The organism is Halomonas sp. JS92-SW72, from assembly GCF_003547075.1.
In the GTDB taxonomy this organism is placed as follows: Bacteria; Pseudomonadota; Gammaproteobacteria; order Pseudomonadales; family Halomonadaceae; genus Halomonas; species Halomonas alkalicola.
On sequence record NZ_CP032147.1, the window covers coordinates 1031978 to 1046217 of the forward strand.

Annotated in this window: 12 protein-coding genes and 1 tRNA gene; 6 read left to right on the forward strand and 7 right to left on the reverse strand. The window is 66.4% G+C overall.

Annotation, left to right across the window (positions count from 1 at the left end; all coding sequences use genetic code 11):
* Positions 1 to 286: 286 nt before the first annotated feature.
* Complete coding sequence (locus tag D1793_RS04870; protein WP_119021143.1) at positions 287 to 1150, reverse strand: YicC/YloC family endoribonuclease; 864 nt, start codon at positions 1148 to 1150, stop codon at positions 287 to 289.
* A gap of 147 nt (positions 1151 to 1297) precedes the next feature.
* On the opposite strand from D1793_RS04870, the gene rph reads away from it, so the two are divergent.
* Positions 1298 to 2035 (forward strand): ribonuclease PH, encoded by a 738-nt coding sequence (gene rph, locus D1793_RS04875; RefSeq protein ID WP_119021144.1) that lies wholly within the window; start codon positions 1298 to 1300, stop codon positions 2033 to 2035.
* Positions 2036 to 2139: 104 nt separating this feature from the next.
* Here rph and D1793_RS04880 read toward each other — a convergent pair whose 3' ends face one another.
* Positions 2140 to 2907, reverse strand: a complete 768-nt coding sequence (locus D1793_RS04880) for an exodeoxyribonuclease III (protein ID WP_119021145.1) — start codon at positions 2905 to 2907, stop codon at positions 2140 to 2142.
* Between the two features lie 92 nt (positions 2908 to 2999).
* On the opposite strand from D1793_RS04880, the gene pyrE reads away from it, so the two are divergent.
* The 4 genes from pyrE to rep all read left to right on the forward strand — a co-directional run bounded on the left by pyrE (position 3000) and on the right by rep (position 6944).
* Entirely contained in the window at positions 3000 to 3680 is a 681-nt protein-coding gene (gene pyrE, locus D1793_RS04885) for an orotate phosphoribosyltransferase (RefSeq protein ID WP_240407777.1), read from the forward strand.
* A gap of 66 nt (positions 3681 to 3746) precedes the next feature.
* Positions 3747 to 4301 carry a YfaZ family outer membrane protein gene (locus D1793_RS04890; RefSeq protein WP_119021146.1) on the forward strand — a complete coding sequence of 185 codons (555 nt, stop codon included), beginning with the start codon at positions 3747 to 3749 and terminating at the stop codon, positions 4299 to 4301.
* A 79-nt stretch (positions 4302 to 4380) separates the two neighbouring features.
* Positions 4381 to 4872, forward strand: coding sequence for a tRNA (uridine(34)/cytosine(34)/5-carboxymethylaminomethyluridine(34)-2'-O)-methyltransferase TrmL (gene trmL, locus D1793_RS04895; protein WP_119021147.1), 492 nt, complete (start codon positions 4381 to 4383; stop codon positions 4870 to 4872).
* Positions 4869 to 6944 carry a DNA helicase Rep gene (rep, locus tag D1793_RS04900; protein ID WP_119021148.1) on the forward strand — a complete coding sequence of 692 codons (2076 nt, stop codon included), beginning with the start codon at positions 4869 to 4871 and terminating at the stop codon, positions 6942 to 6944. Before trmL ends, rep begins: the two co-directional genes overlap by 4 nt.
* Before the next feature lie 131 nt (positions 6945 to 7075).
* On the opposite strand, the gene D1793_RS04905 is transcribed toward rep, so the two are convergent.
* Positions 7076 to 7912: a c-type cytochrome gene (locus tag D1793_RS04905; protein WP_119023578.1), complete on the reverse strand. Its 837-nt coding sequence runs from the start codon at positions 7910 to 7912 to the stop codon at positions 7076 to 7078.
* A gap of 246 nt (positions 7913 to 8158) precedes the next feature.
* On the opposite strand from D1793_RS04905, the gene D1793_RS04910 reads away from it, so the two are divergent.
* A tRNA-Arg gene (locus D1793_RS04910) sits at positions 8159 to 8235 on the forward strand.
* Between the two features lie 368 nt (positions 8236 to 8603).
* Here the strand turns inward: D1793_RS04910 and D1793_RS04915 are convergent.
* From D1793_RS04915 to D1793_RS04930, 4 genes are read right to left on the reverse strand one after another with little or no spacing between them, the layout of a single operon-like run.
* On the reverse strand, positions 8604 to 10721 hold the full coding sequence (locus D1793_RS04915; RefSeq protein ID WP_119021149.1) for a LamG-like jellyroll fold domain-containing protein: 2118 nt from the start codon (positions 10719 to 10721) through the stop codon (positions 8604 to 8606).
* A gap of 9 nt (positions 10722 to 10730) precedes the next feature.
* Positions 10731 to 13796 (reverse strand): phage tail protein, encoded by a 3066-nt coding sequence (locus D1793_RS04920; RefSeq protein WP_119021150.1) that lies wholly within the window; start codon positions 13794 to 13796, stop codon positions 10731 to 10733.
* A complete protein-coding gene (locus D1793_RS04925; RefSeq protein ID WP_119021151.1) occupies positions 13786 to 14004 on the reverse strand; it encodes a hypothetical protein in 219 nt (72 codons plus the stop codon). The genes D1793_RS04920 and D1793_RS04925 overlap by 11 nt, the downstream gene beginning before the upstream one ends.
* Positions 14001 to 14231 carry a hypothetical protein gene (locus tag D1793_RS04930; RefSeq protein WP_119021152.1) on the reverse strand — a complete coding sequence of 77 codons (231 nt, stop codon included), beginning with the start codon at positions 14229 to 14231 and terminating at the stop codon, positions 14001 to 14003. Before D1793_RS04930 ends, D1793_RS04925 begins: the two co-directional genes overlap by 4 nt.
* Between the last annotated feature and the right edge of the window lie 9 nt (positions 14232 to 14240).

Consider the following 14240-nt stretch of genomic DNA (forward strand, 5'->3'; position numbering starts at 1 on the left):
GGCAGGAGAGTTGTTAATAATCTTCTGTTTATAATAGATTTTCCTTGTTTTTTCGCCAGCCTGGCGCTCTGCTTATGAGGGGTGATGGCTAGCAGTCGGCGTTTGAAGTGGGGAGTACCCATAGGTTTTTTCGCCTTTTTGGTGGGGAGTACCCCCCTGTACTCCCCATTGTACTCCCCACTTGGCGCGGGCTTAAGCTAGATTTTCGTAGACAACCGTAGACAAGAGCCTGTAGATTTCATATTAAAAATAATGGTTTGTGGATTTTCACGGAAGAGCGTAGAAATCACTCGATGTTCTGGATCTGCTCCCTCATCTGCTCGATCAGCACCTTGAGCTCCACCGCGCAGCGAGTGGTGCTGGCCACCACCGACTTCGAGGAGAGGGTGTTGGCCTCGCGGTTGAGCTCCTGCATCAGGAAGTCCAGGCGCCGGCCCACCGGGCCCTTCTGCTTGAGCTGGCGCTCCACCTCGGCCACATGGGTGGCCAGGCGGTCGAGCTCCTCGTCCACGTCGGCCTTCTGGGCCAGCAGGGTCAGTTCGGCCTCCAGGCGCTGGGGGTCGAGCTCGCTCTTGACCGCCTCCAGGCGCTCCAGCAGCAGGCTGCGCTGGCGCTCCCGTATCTGCGGCAGCAGGCTGCGCACTTCGGCCACCAGGGCCTCGATGGCGACGAGCCGCTCGCGGATCAGCTCGGCGAGCTTCTCGCCCTCCCGGGCGCGGCCGGCCATCAGGTCATCCAGCGCGGCCTGAAACAGGGCCAGCGCCGCGGCCTTGACGCTCTCGGGGTCGGGGCCGCGGCTCTCCAGCACGCCGGGGTAGTCGAGCAGCGCCAGGGCATCGGGCGGGGTGGCATCGGCCACGGCCTGGCGCACCTCGCCCAGGACGCGGGCGAGGTGCGCCAGCCGCGTCGCGTTCACGCTGAGGCCCTCGGCCGCCCCGGCGGCCTCGAAGCGCAGGCTCACCTCCACCTTGCCGCGGGCCAGGCGGCTACGCAGCGCCTCGCGGAAGATCGGTTCCAGGTCGCGCAGGCTCTCCGGCAGGCGGAAGTGGGGCTCCAGATAGCGCTGGTTCACCGAACGCAGCTCGAGCTGCAGGCTGCCCCAGTCGGCGGCGTGCTCCTGGCGGGCGAAGGCGGTCATGCTGTGGACCATGGCGAGGACTCCGGGGTGACGCGGATGAACGGACAGAAGTGTCGAATAGGCCGAGTGTACCCGATTCGCCGATGCGGCTGCCCAAGGGTGTAGAATGACCGCCAGCCATGATTCCCGTGCGTTTCAGACCCGACCCAAAGAGGTGATATGTCCACTCCGTTTCGACGCCCCAGCGGCCGTGCGCCCGAGCAGCCCCGCGAGATCCGCCTGACCCGCGACTACACCCGCCACGCCGAGGGGTCGGTGCTGGTGGAGTTCGGCGATACCAAGGTGCTGTGCAACGCCAGCGTCGAGCCTGGCGTGCCGCGCTGGCTGCGCGGCAAGGGCCAGGGCTGGGTGACCGCCGAGTACGGCATGCTGCCGCGCGCTACCCACACCCGCGGCGGGCGCGAGGCGGCCCGCGGCAAGCAGGGCGGCCGCACCCTGGAGATCCAGCGCCTGATCGGCCGCTCGCTGCGGGCGTCGCTCAACCTCAAGAAGCTCGGCGAGTTCACCATCACCGTGGATTGCGACGTCATCCAGGCCGATGGGGGCACCCGCACCGCCTCCATCACCGGCGGCTGCGTGGCGCTGGTGGACGCCATCCGCTACCTGCAGCGCAAGAAGCTGATCAAGGGCGACCCCTTCGTGCAGCTGGTGAGCTCGGTCTCCGTGGGGCTCTTCAAGGGTATGCCGGTGGTGGATCTGGACTACCCCGAGGACAGCGGGGCGGATACCGACATGAATGTGGTGATGGCCGAGGACGGCAGCCTGATCGAGGTGCAGGGCACCGCCGAGAAGGGCTCCTTCAGCCGCGCCGAGCTCAACGCCATGCTGGAGCTGGCCGAGAACGCGGGCAACCAGCTCTTCGACCACCAGCGCGAGGCGCTGGGTATCCCGCGGTAAGCGGGAAGCGAAGGGCGCCGGGCAAGCTCCCCCAACGCATCACGCCGGCCATGGTGGCCGGCGTGATGCGTTCCGGTGAACCGGAACGGCGACGGGGAGGGGCGTCAGATCGGCAGGTCGTACTCGACGATCAGCGGGGCGAACTCCGAGAAGGTGGCGTCGTAGTCGATCCAGGCGTCCACCACGTGGCGGCGGAAGTTGGGGCCCACCACCTGGTAATCGATGCGCCAGCCCTCCTGGCGGGAGCGCGGCACGTCCTGGTCGAGCTTGGGCCACCAGGTGTACTCGCCGGCGTCGCGGTTGATCTCGCGGAAGCAGTCGATGAAGCCGGTGGGGCCGAAGACCTGATCCATCCAGGCGCGCTCCTCGGGCTTGAAGCCGGGGGTGTCCTGGTTGTCGGCCCAGTTCTCCAGGTCGATGGTCTTGTGGGCGATGTGCCAGGTGCCGCAGATGATGTACTCGCGGCGCTTGCGGGCCATCTTGCTCAGGTACTCCTGATACTGGGCCATGAAGGCCTCCTTGGCGGCGAAATCGCTGCCGTCGGGCATCAGGAAGCTGGCGATGCTGAAGCGGTCGTAGTCGGCCTGCAGGAAGCGCGCCTCATGGTCGCACTGGGGGAAGCCCAGCCCGTACATGATGGCCTTGGGAATCTTCCGGCAGTAGATCCCCACCCCGGAGAAGCCGTCCTGCTCGGCGTCGAGGAAGTAGCCCTCGTAGCCTTCCGGGTAGAGGATGCTGTCGTCCAGCTCGAAGCTCTTGGCCTTGAGGTTCTGGACGCAGACGACATCGGCATCCTGGCTGGCCAGCCAGTCGAGAAAGCCTCGACCGACCGCCTCGCGGATACCGTTGACATTGACTGTGGCAATTTTCATACGTGGTCCCTTTACCGTCGCGCGTGTATGATACCCGACGTTTCGACGTTTGGGTAAATGGCCCGCGCCAATAAAGATGATAGGAGCCAGAGGTGGAGCAATCCGGCACGCCTGCGCTGCAGGACTACCAGCGTGAATTCATCGAGTTCGCCATCGAGCAGGGGGTGTTGCGCTTCGGCGAGTTCACCCTGAAGTCGGGCCGGGTCAGCCCCTACTTCTTCAACGCCGGGCTGTTCCGCACCGGCGGTGCCCTGGCGAGGCTGGGGCGCTTCTATGCCCGCGCCATCGTCGACCGTGCCCCGGCCTTCGACGTGCTCTTCGGTCCCGCCTACAAGGGCATTCCGCTGGCCGCCACCGCGGCCGTCGCCCTGGCCGATCATCACGGCCGCGACCTGCCCTACGCCTTCAACCGCAAGGAGGCCAAGGCCCACGGCGAAGGTGGCAATATCGTCGGCGCCGAGCTTTCCGGTAATATCCTGATCATCGATGACGTGATCACCGCGGGCACCGCCATCCGCGAGGTGATGGGCCTGATCGATGCGGCCGGCGCCCGCGCCGCCGGGGTGGTGATCGCCCTGGACCGTCAGGAGCGTGGCCAGGGCAGCATGAGCGCCATTCAGGAGGTCGAGGCCAGTTTCGGCATGCCGGTGGTCAGCATCGTGACGCTGGACATGGTCCTGGCCTATCTTGAAGAGCAGGCCGGCGAGTCGCTGCGCGGCCATGCCGCCGCCATCCGCGACTACCGGGCACGCTACGGCGTCACGGCCGCCTGAACGCGAGCGCACCAGCAGGCAAGGGTTAAGCCCGCCATAGAGCGGGCCATAGACAAGGAGAGCGAGATGAAAACGACACTGACGCTGCTGACCGGCCTGGCCCTGCTGGGCGCTGGGGGCCTGGCCCAGGCGGCCAGCCTGGATCTCAACCTGGGGCCGGATGCGGTGCAGTTCGAGGCCGCCGGTGAGGTGGTGGACGGCATCAGCCTGGGCGGCGGGGTGGTCCACAGCGAGTATCGCGAGGACGCCACGGTGTTCCACGCCCAGCTGATGGGCGCCAACCACACCCGTGACCACGAGGTGGGCGTGGGGGCGCGCTGGACTCAGTACGACACCGACTACGGCAAGGGCGGTGGCCTGGGTCTCGGCGGCTACGGCTATGTCTACCTGCCCAATCTGCCCGAGGTCTCCCTGGGCGGCTACGGCTTCTATACCCCCAGCGTGGTCTCCAGCCGCGACCTGGAGGACGGCTACGAGATCGGCCTGCGCGCCCGCTACGCCTTCACCCCCAACGTGGATGGCTACCTCGGCCTGCGCCAGCTGGGCGCCGACTTCGACAACGACGCCGGCACCCGCACCCTGGATCGCGGCGCCCAGGTCGGCGTGCGCCTGCGCTTCTGACGCCCCCCACCATCGTTTCGCCGCTGCGGGCCCCGTCATGGGGCCCGCCTGCGTTACAGGACCCCCTACCGGACCCCGCATGCTCGATGTCGTCCTCTACCAGCCCGAGATCCCGCCCAATACCGGCAACCTGATCCGGCTCTGTGCCAACACCGGCTTTCGCCTGCACCTGATCGAGCCGCTGGGCTTCGTGCTGGACGACAAGCGCCTGCGCCGCGCCGGGCTCGACTACCACGAGTGGGCGGCGGTGCGGGTGCACCCCGACTGGGCGGCCTACCTCGAGGCGGCCGCGCCGGCTCGGGTGTTTGCCGTGTCGACCCGGGGGCGGACCGGCTATCATGAGCCGACCTATGGCGAGGGCGATGCCCTGGTGTTCGGCCCCGAGACCCGCGGCCTGCCCCAGGCGCTGCTCGACGCCCTGCCCGAGGCACAGCGGCTGCGCCTCCCCATGCGCGAGGAGAGCCGCAGCCTGAATCTCTCCAACGCCTGTGCGGTGCTGGTCTATGAGGCCTGGCGACAGCTGGGCTTTCCCGGCGCTGCCGCGGTGGACTCTGCGAGGCCCGTGCGATGAATGCTCCTGTCACCATCCAGCAGCGCCTGGCCCGGCTCAACCCCCGCCAGCAGGAGGCGGTGCGCTATATCGACGGCCCCTGCCTGGTGCTGGCCGGCGCCGGCTCCGGCAAGACCAGTGTCATCACCACCAAGATCGCCTACCTGGTCCAGGCCTGCGGGATGAGCGCCCGGCGGATCGCCGCGGTGACCTTCACCAACAAGGCCGCCCGGGAGATGAAGGAGCGGGTGGGGCAGATGCTCAAGGGGCGCGAGGGGCACGGGCTCACCGTCTCCACCTTCCACACCCTGGGGCTCAACATCATCCGCCGCGAGCTCAAGGCGCTGGGCTACAAGGCGGGTTTCTCGCTCTTCGACCCCGAGGACGCCAAGGCGCTGCTGCGCGACCTGATGCACAAGGACGCCCAGGTGGACGCCGAGGCGATCAACTCGGTGCAGCACCAGATCTCGGCCTGGAAGAACGACCTGGTGCTGCCGGGCCAGGCGATGTCCCACGCCGCGGACGACGACGAGCTCTTCGCCGCCCGGGTCTATGAGGCCTACAACCGCCACCTCAAGGCCTACAACGCGGTGGACTTCGACGACCTGATCCTGCTGCCGGTGGTGCTGCTGCGCGACGACCCCGAGGCCCTGGCCCGCTGGCGCAAGCGCATCCACTACATGCTGGTGGACGAGTACCAGGACACCAACGTCAGCCAGTACCAGCTGGTGCAGCTGCTGATGGGAGAGCGCCAGACCTTCACCGTGGTGGGCGACGACGACCAGTCGATCTACGCCTGGCGCGGCGCGCGGCCCGAGAACCTGGTGACCCTGGGCGAGGACTTTCCGCGCCTGCAGGTGGTCAAGCTGGAGCAGAACTACCGCTCCACCGGCACCATCCTGCGCGCCGCCAATACCCTGATCAGTCACAACCCCCACGTCTACGAGAAGACCCTCTGGTCGGAGATGGGCGAGGGAGCGCCGATCCGCGTGGTGGTCAACCGCCACGAGGAGGCCGAGGCGGAGCGGGTGGCCAGCGAGATCCTCACCCGGCGCATCAAGGAGAAGGCCGAGTGGCGCGACTTCGCGGTGCTCTACCGCGGCAACTTCCAGGCCCGCCTGCTGGAGCTCAAGCTGCAGCACTACCAGGTGCCCTACAAGCTCTCCGGCGGCACCTCCTTCTTCTCGCGCAACGAGATCAAGGACGCCATGGCCTACCTGCGACTGCTGATCAACCCGGCGGACGACAACGCCTTCCTGCGCATCGTCAACGTGCCGCGCCGGGAGATCGGCCCCGGCACCCTGGAGAAGCTGGCCAACTATGCCAACGACCCGGCCACCGGACGCGGCATCTCGCTGTTTGCCGCCTGCCATGAGCTGGGTTTGGAGCAGGTGCTTCCGACACGGGCGGTGGAGCGGCTGGGGCGCTTCACCCATTTCATCGACGGGGTACGGCGGCGCATGGACCAGGGCGACGCCATCGCCGCCATCCGCGACATGCTGCGCGAGATGGACTACGAGGCCTGGCTCTACCAGAACGCCAGCGCCCCCACCATCGCCGAGCGGCGCATGGCCAATGTCTGGATCCTGATCGACCAGCTCGAGAAGTCGATGCAGTCGGACCCCGAGGAGAGCATGGCCTCCGAGGAGACCGAGACCGACAGCGTGGAGGCGGCCATCTCCCGGCTGGTGCTGCGCGACATCCTCGAGCAGCAGGCGGAGGAGGACGACTCCGATCGCGTCCAGCTGCTCACCATGCACGCCTCCAAGGGGCTGGAGTTTCCCCACGTCTACCTGATGGGGCTCGAGGAGGAGCTGCTGCCTCACCGCAACGCCATCGAGGCGGGCACCGTGGAGGAGGAGCGCCGCCTGGCCTATGTGGGCATCACCCGGGCCCGGCGTACCCTGACCCTGACCCTGGCCCGCCAGCGCAAGGCCTTCGGCGAGCTGATGGACTGCGCGCCGAGCCGCTTCCTGGACGAGCTGCCGGCGGGTGATCTGGAGTGGGAGGGGCGGCCGGACCGCGAGGACCCGGAGAAGAAGCAGGCCCGCGGCCAGGACGCCATTGCCGGGCTGCGCTCTCTACTGGGCTGAGGGCTCTTTACTCGGCTGAGGGCTCTCTGCTGGGCCGAGGGCTATCACCGGTCATAGGTCGTCCTGGTCCCTCAAACGCAAGCGGGGCGCCCTGAGGCGCCCCGCTTGCGGTTCTGCAGATCGAGAACTGTTTACTGCACCGCTTCGACCATGAAGTCCACCGCGGCCTTCACGTCGTCATCGGAGAGGCTCATGTTGCCGCCCTTGGGCGGCATGGCGCCGATGCCGTTGATGGAGTGGTCATAGAGGGTCTCCATGCCCTGCTCCAGGCGGGCGGCCCAGGCGTCGGCATCGCCCTTGATCGGGGCGCCGGCGGCGCCGGTCATGTGGCACGCCATGCAGGCCTGGTTGTAGATCGCCTCGCCGTCGATGCCGGCATGGGAGGGGGCATCGCCATTGGCGCCATCCTCGGCGGCGGCTTCCTCGGTGGCCTCGTCGCTGGCGGCCTCTTCCTCAACGGCAGCCTCCTCGGTCGGGGCTTCCTCGGCGGGCGCTTCTTCCGCCGCGCCGCCCAGCTCCGGCACATCCATCACCGGCTCAAGCAGGTAGGCGGTGGCCGCGGCGACTTCCTCGTCGGAGAGGTTGGGGTTGCCGCCGCGAGCCGGCATGGCATTGAAGCCGTTGATGGAGTGATCGAGCAGCGTATCCCAGCCCTGATCGATACGTGCCGCCCAGCCATCCGCATCGCTGCGCACCGGCGCGCCGGCGGCACCGGTCTCGTGACAGGCCATGCAGACGCGGTTGTAGATCGCGCCGCCGTCGATGCTGTCGGCGCCGTTGCCGTTGGCCGCCGGGGCGACGTCCGCGGAGGCCGCCGTGCCGCAGTCTTCGCCCTGCAGGCAGAGCTGGCCTGCCGGCTTGAGACGCTCGGCGATGGCGTCACGGTCGACGTTGGCCTGGGCGGAAGCCATGCCGGCGGTCAGGCCCAGGGTGGCCAGGCACCCCATGATCAGCTTGCTGGATTTCACTCTCACCACCTCTTGACGGTCCTGTATGAAGTTGTTCGCGGCGCAGGCCCGGTTGCCGATGCGGCCGGAAGACGCCATGACGCGTATTTTAGTGCGGTCCAGTATACCGGCATCCCCGGCGGCTGGAAAATGCTGCACCCCCCGCCATTCGCATGAGAGGCCCCGGCGACGCGGCCGGCCCACTCTGGACAGGCGCCGGCGAGGCGGTTAGGATGTCGACCGCCTGGTGTCTGCGCCAGGCACTGCGCGCCCGTAGCTCAGCTGGATAGAGTACTGCCCTCCGAAGGCAGGGGTCACAGGTTCAAATCCTGTCGGGCGCGCCACGAATTCAAGGGCCTGCGACGATGTCGCAGGCCCTTTCGTGTTTTCGGGGCCAGGCTGTTGATGCCGATCCCTACTCGAAGACGATCCGTGGCAGATAGTGTAACCGCGCGGCGCAATTGGCACAGCCTCGCGGTATATTTGGCACAAGGGCAGGGAGAGGTGATTGGATGAATTTCGCGGCAGACTTGGCACTGAGGAACCAGCGGGTCCGCTAGAGCTGAGGATGGATCGCCAACCTAAACCTCCTCCGGCTCCGCCCACGCCACCGCCTCCACCTCGTCCGCACTTTCGGCCTCGGCGATCTGGGCGGAGAGCACGCCTTCCTGTCCGATCAGCGCAGCGCGGCGGGCGCCGATGCCTGGTGTGGCTACTCCGTGTGGCTGAACGTGGTCTGGAAGTAATCGCCCATCACACCGAAACCCGCAGCGTTCGGGTGGATACCATCGCTCTCGCAGTAGGCGGGGTCGATGTACCCAGCCCCATCGGCCAGGGCGGCCATCACGTCGATAGCCTGATAGACGCCAGTAACCTGAGAGCGGTAGTTTTCCCACCAGTCCTGAGCATACGCTGCACTGCCGGGGTGGTTGGCGTTGTTGGCGTTCGGATAGATAGCGTTATAAAGCACGCAACGGGCGCCGGAAGCCGTCACCGCGTCAACCGACCCCTGGATACTACTCGTCCGGGTTGACTGAGGAACCCCAGAGGCGTCGTTGTTGGACGCCTGGACGAACACGTACTTCGCCCCCAGCCCGGCGGCATCTCCGATCCGGCTCGTGATCATGGCACTGGTGTTGCTTCCGACCCCCTTGTTGACGACGAAATTGTTGCGCAATCCAGCAAACTGGAAGTGGCCCTGCCAAGAATTACGCACATCGTCGATGCCGGCGTAAAAGGTTGGGTCGGGGTCGAAGAAGTTGTGACCCGCGGTGATGCTGTCCCCGATGGAAGCGAAGTTCGGGCGCGCCCAGCTAAGGTAGTCCAGGGCGATCTCCATATCCCCGCTCGAAGCACCCTGGACAAGCCTGACCTCATTGGCCGCCCCGAACGCCGAGAAGTACGGCATCGAGTTCAACAACTTCCACCCGGTGGGCTCTCTGAGGTAGAAGGAAATCTGGTCGAACTTGCGATCAATGTGGATCGCATACTCCCGGGGTGCTGAGTAGTCCACCCCCGTTTCGAGAACGCGCGTAACCGTGTTGACGGTATTCAGTACGCTGACGGTCCCCAGGCTAGTAGCCCCGGCCACCCAGTCGTACCCGAAATTAAGGTACAGGAGTTGGGTTGATCCGTTCAGGAACAACAAGTAGGCGTGCTTGCCGGACAGGTAAGAGGCGCGCATCTTGACAAAGATCAGCGAGTCGGTGGCCATCGCCGGGATGCTGAGGCTTCGCTTCGCAGTTGAGGGACTGCTGGACGACCCCGCGGGCAGGTACACCTCGCTGCCCGCGGTCGAGACGGTGTTGCTGCCGGAAACCTGGCTCCAGGGGGTGAGGTCGTCCCCTTCGTCGGTGAACACGAAGTTCTCGTCCAGGGTGAACGGGACGTCCGCCGCGTGCTCCGCGTAGAGCTGCTGGACTTCCGCCGCATCGAGAACTCGGTTGTACATACGAACGTCCCGTTCGATGATGCCGTCGAACCAGCGCGGGCCGGGGTTCATTGCGTCAGGGTTGCCCCCTAGCGTGCCGGGGTACGATGCCTGGCCGGTGACGGACGTGCAGGGACCTTCGGCCGCCAACTCCCCGTTGAGGTACACCCGGTGGGCAACCCCGTCCTCCCGGACCACGCATACGTGGACCATGCCTCCGGTATAGAGGGAGAAATCCCCGGCAGAGACGCCGTCATAGTTTCCGCTGACCTGCTTGAAGTGTCCGAACTCCAATTGGTTCGAGGAAGTCACCCACAGGAAGGCGCCGATGTCGTTGGCGGTATTCGATACCTCGGCGTAAAGGACCGGATTGTCTGTGGTGTTGAGGGAGCGGGGCTTTACCCACAGGCTGAGCGTGTAGCTGCCACCGGACGTCCGATAGCCGGTGGCAAGGTAGTCACCGTCACCGTCGAAGTCGATGGCCGACCCGCCCAAAGCCCCGGCGACCACGGTGGCACCCCCCATCAACTGACCATCATAGGTGCCCATGGCATCAGGCACCGTCCCACCGGAAACATTGGTCAGCGGATACCAGAAGTCCAGACCGGCCAGGGGCACTTGGGACCCGTCGGCCTCGTAGTACCACTCCTGACTGGCAACCTCGTTATCACCCTTGAACGCCGCCACACGTACAAAAGCGTTCTGCGTCTCGTCCCACGACACGGTGTGGCTGACGGCATTCGCCCCGAACAAGGCCGACTCGTCGGTGAGCGTCGTGCTGTCGCCCGTTTCGTCGACAGGGACCGGGGGATTACCCGGATCAATGGGCGTCGAGCTGACGTAGAAACGCAACCCGTCTTCGCTGGCATTGAACTCTCGAAACACGATTTTAAGGGGCATGTTGACCTCTCAGGTAGGTTCTACGTCGATAATTTCAGGGGCGAACAACGACGCCTCCACCCAGATGATTTGCGGCGGACGCAGCGGCCCGCGGAAGCGGATCGACGGCGACTGCCAACTATCCAATCCGTCTCGCCGGGCGGTGACCGTGGCGCGCATGAACGGGCTCCCCATCAGCCCCGCCGGGATGGCACCCTCGGGAAGCTCGTAGCTGGTGCCCGCCTGGGTGACGTCGGCCACCGTGCCGTCCACCGTGCCGTCTTCCTGGATCGCCTCGACCCGCACCCGGAACTCGACGGCCGCTTCTACCGGGATGCCGGTCTCGTCCCAGGCCAGCATCACCGAATCTTCCAGCAGCCGGTTGCGGTGGCTCCAGGTGATCGTCACCGGGTACTCCGGGTAGTGGTCAGGGTCGGGGTAGAGGTCGCCGAAGACGCGCAGGTTGGCCGGGCGCGTAGGCAGCGTCGGCCGTGCGACGGCCAGGCCGGTGAACGCCGGCGCCTCGTACTCCTCCAGCATGCCGCCCGGGGTACTGACCAGGAACTTGAGGGTCACGCTCTGCCCGTCGAGGAAAGTGCGCGGCAGCGGGCGCCAGTGGAACTCGCGGGTCACCGCGACCCTGGTGCCCGCCGGCCAGGCCCGGGGAACCGTATCGAGCACGCCACGACGCAGGGTGAGCCCGCCGGTCTCCGGGTCGGTGGCGACGACCAGCGCCAGCTCCAGCGCTTCGTCCGGGAGGTCATCGTCGCCGATCAGCAGCATGTCCTCGGTCATGGGGGGTTCGCCCAGCATCCCCGCCAGCAGCAGCCCGGTCGTTGTCACCTCGGCGGGCAGCTCGGCGGGCAGCTCGGCCGTGGCGGGGAACGGTACGTCGCCCAGCTCCTGCTCCCACTGGACCTCGCCGGAGGCCGTGGTGGTCTCGCGCAGCACGTCGTAGGTCGCGCCCTCCGCGGTGGTCGGGTTGACCGCCAGCGGCACGATGCCGGTGTCCGAGTGGATTAGCGTGTCGAGGCCGATACCCAGGCGGGCCGATACCCAGGCGGGCGGCGGCATCAGGCGGGCGGCGGAAACCGGCACCGGCGGCACCGACGGGTCTTGCCACTCCCCAGTGACCGGCGCGATGTAGCTGGCCAGCGGCAGCGAGAACACGTCCTCCACCAGCGAGAGGCGGATCGTCGACGAGGCCGAGTCGCCGTAGTTGACCTTCATCACCCGCATCACCAGCTCGTCGAGCCCGTATTCCGGCCAGGTCACCTTGATGCCCTCGAACGGCGTCACGTCCCAGAACTCGCGGTTGACCTCCACCTCGCAGGCGCACAGCGGGGCGCTCTCCTCGCGCAGGTCGCGCTCGGCCAGACGGCTGGCCAGGGTCGCCGTGCGCACCCCGTGGTAGTTCTTGCTCGACGACACCACCCCACCCTGCTGGGCGATATTGGCGAGGTCCTGGGCGTAGACCGTCTCCTCCTTCTCGGTGATCGGGTTCGTCCAGGTCACCACCACCTCGTTGACCGTCTCCCCCCACCCTTTGCGCGAGAAGCTGCGCAGGTTGGCGTTGTCCGGCGTGATGGTCTTGAGGCTGTCGAGGTCGAGGTCGTCGCGCAGCAGCTTGAGGGTGATCTTGCCGGAGCGCGGGTGGGGGAAGATCGCCCCCTGGATATGTGCCAGCACGTCGTTGACGAAGTCCTCGATGCTAGACTGCGCCATCCAGGCCATGGCGATGCCGAAGTCCTCCTCGAATAAGCGGACGCTGGCAGACTGGAAAGAGGCCGTGTCGAGGTCCCCCGGGCTGGCGCCCATCCCCCAGTCGGTGTCGGTCAAGCACTCGTAGATAACGTGGGCCGGGTTGGCGTCCACCACCGGGGTTCCGGTCAAGACATGAATTTCATCCCACGTAGATGCGCCGGCCGCTCGGGAGACGGAGGCATCTGACTCGATGTGAACCGTGCTGACGGGCAAGGGCTCCGGCACTTGCACTTGCATGCTGCCAAACTCGGCTCCCGTGTCTGTTCGGACAATCCGGGCGGTGAACGTCTGGGTGGCGGGGTTGAACTCCGCCACGAAGGTGTACCAGACGCCAATCTCCAGGGGGCCGGAGCCCAGCGCCGTGCCCAGGTTGCCCGCGGCGTAGATGAAACTGACCGTGGGGCGCTGTAGCGCGTCCACCCCCGAGTCCCGTCCGGCGCTGACGTTAAATACGGAGTTTCCGTTGGCGTCCCTGAGCACCAGCCAGCCCGAATCATCTGCCTCCAGTTGGTCGAGGCGCATCTTACACTCCACCCGGGTCAGCGGTGCCACCACCTGCAATGCCTTGTAGACGCTGGGGTGTGTGGTGTAAGCGTTGGCCGGGATGGGGCCCACCCTGAGCCCGGCGCCGAGGTAACCGTCTACGACGTCGAAGTAACTGAAGGGGTCCGCCGGATCGTTGACGTTGCCGAAGTCCTCGTAGGAGAGGTAACCGTCAAGCCCGGCCTCGAAGCCTTCATAGAATGCCGCCCAGTCAGGGTTGTCAGACAGACGGGGGATTTCCGCCGTACCGGAGTGCAGTTCTCGCACTGGAATGCGCTGCACGGTGACCCAGAGTGGTTTCAAATAGGGTTGGGTGCCCCAGTAGAAGGCCGAGTTGCGATAGGCCAGGCGGGCGAACACCGAGGTCGCCATGCCGAAGATGGTCCGACTCTCGCCGTAGTCGCTGCCGCCGTCACCGCCCACCGGGTCGCCGTAGACGTCACCGTCCCAGAAGGCGCCGCCGTGGAACATCAGCGAGGTGATGCCGCGAAACCCCGGCACGTTGGCGGCGGCGATCCTGAGCCGCGAGATCAGGCTTTTCGGCGGCACCTGGTTGTCCCGGCCGAGCATGATGTCGATGCCCCCCTTGGCCCCGCCCTCCTTCTTCATGCCCCCGAACAGCCCCTCCCGGGCGATGTTCACGGTGCCGTTGTTGCGCGCCATGCCCTTCCAGATGATCTTCTCGCCGATGCGAATGTCTCGCACCGCGTCGGCGGTCTGGCAGATACCCCAGTGACCCGACAGGTAGTAGCGGGTCACGATCATCTTCGGCTTGCTGCTACCGCCCATGACGCGTCTCCTTCAGGCGAATCGCCCGGTCCACGAAACCGTCCCGGCAGGCGCGCGCCTGGTCGAGGGTGATGCCCTCGCGCAGGAAGCTGCGCAGCTCGACCCCCGGGGGCAGGTCGTCACCCCGGGCGGTGAACCAGCGGCGGATACCCGCGGGGCAGCCGCCCGCCCGGATCACGTCGTCGAGGGTAAAGCGCTCCTCGCTCATACGTTGATCTCGTGCTGCGTGGTCTGGACCTGGCCGTACCACAGGCAGTTGGGTGACTTGATGGTGATGTCGCCAAACACCACGGGGATCGGGCGTCCCGCCTCCGACGTCGGCGTCTCCAGGTCACGGGCCATGTCCGGGGTGTTGGTCTTGGCCTTGGGCATGAGCATGTAGGCGACCACCGCCAGCACGATGGCGACCACGATGGCGATCAGGAAAGCCGGCATCTCGAACTC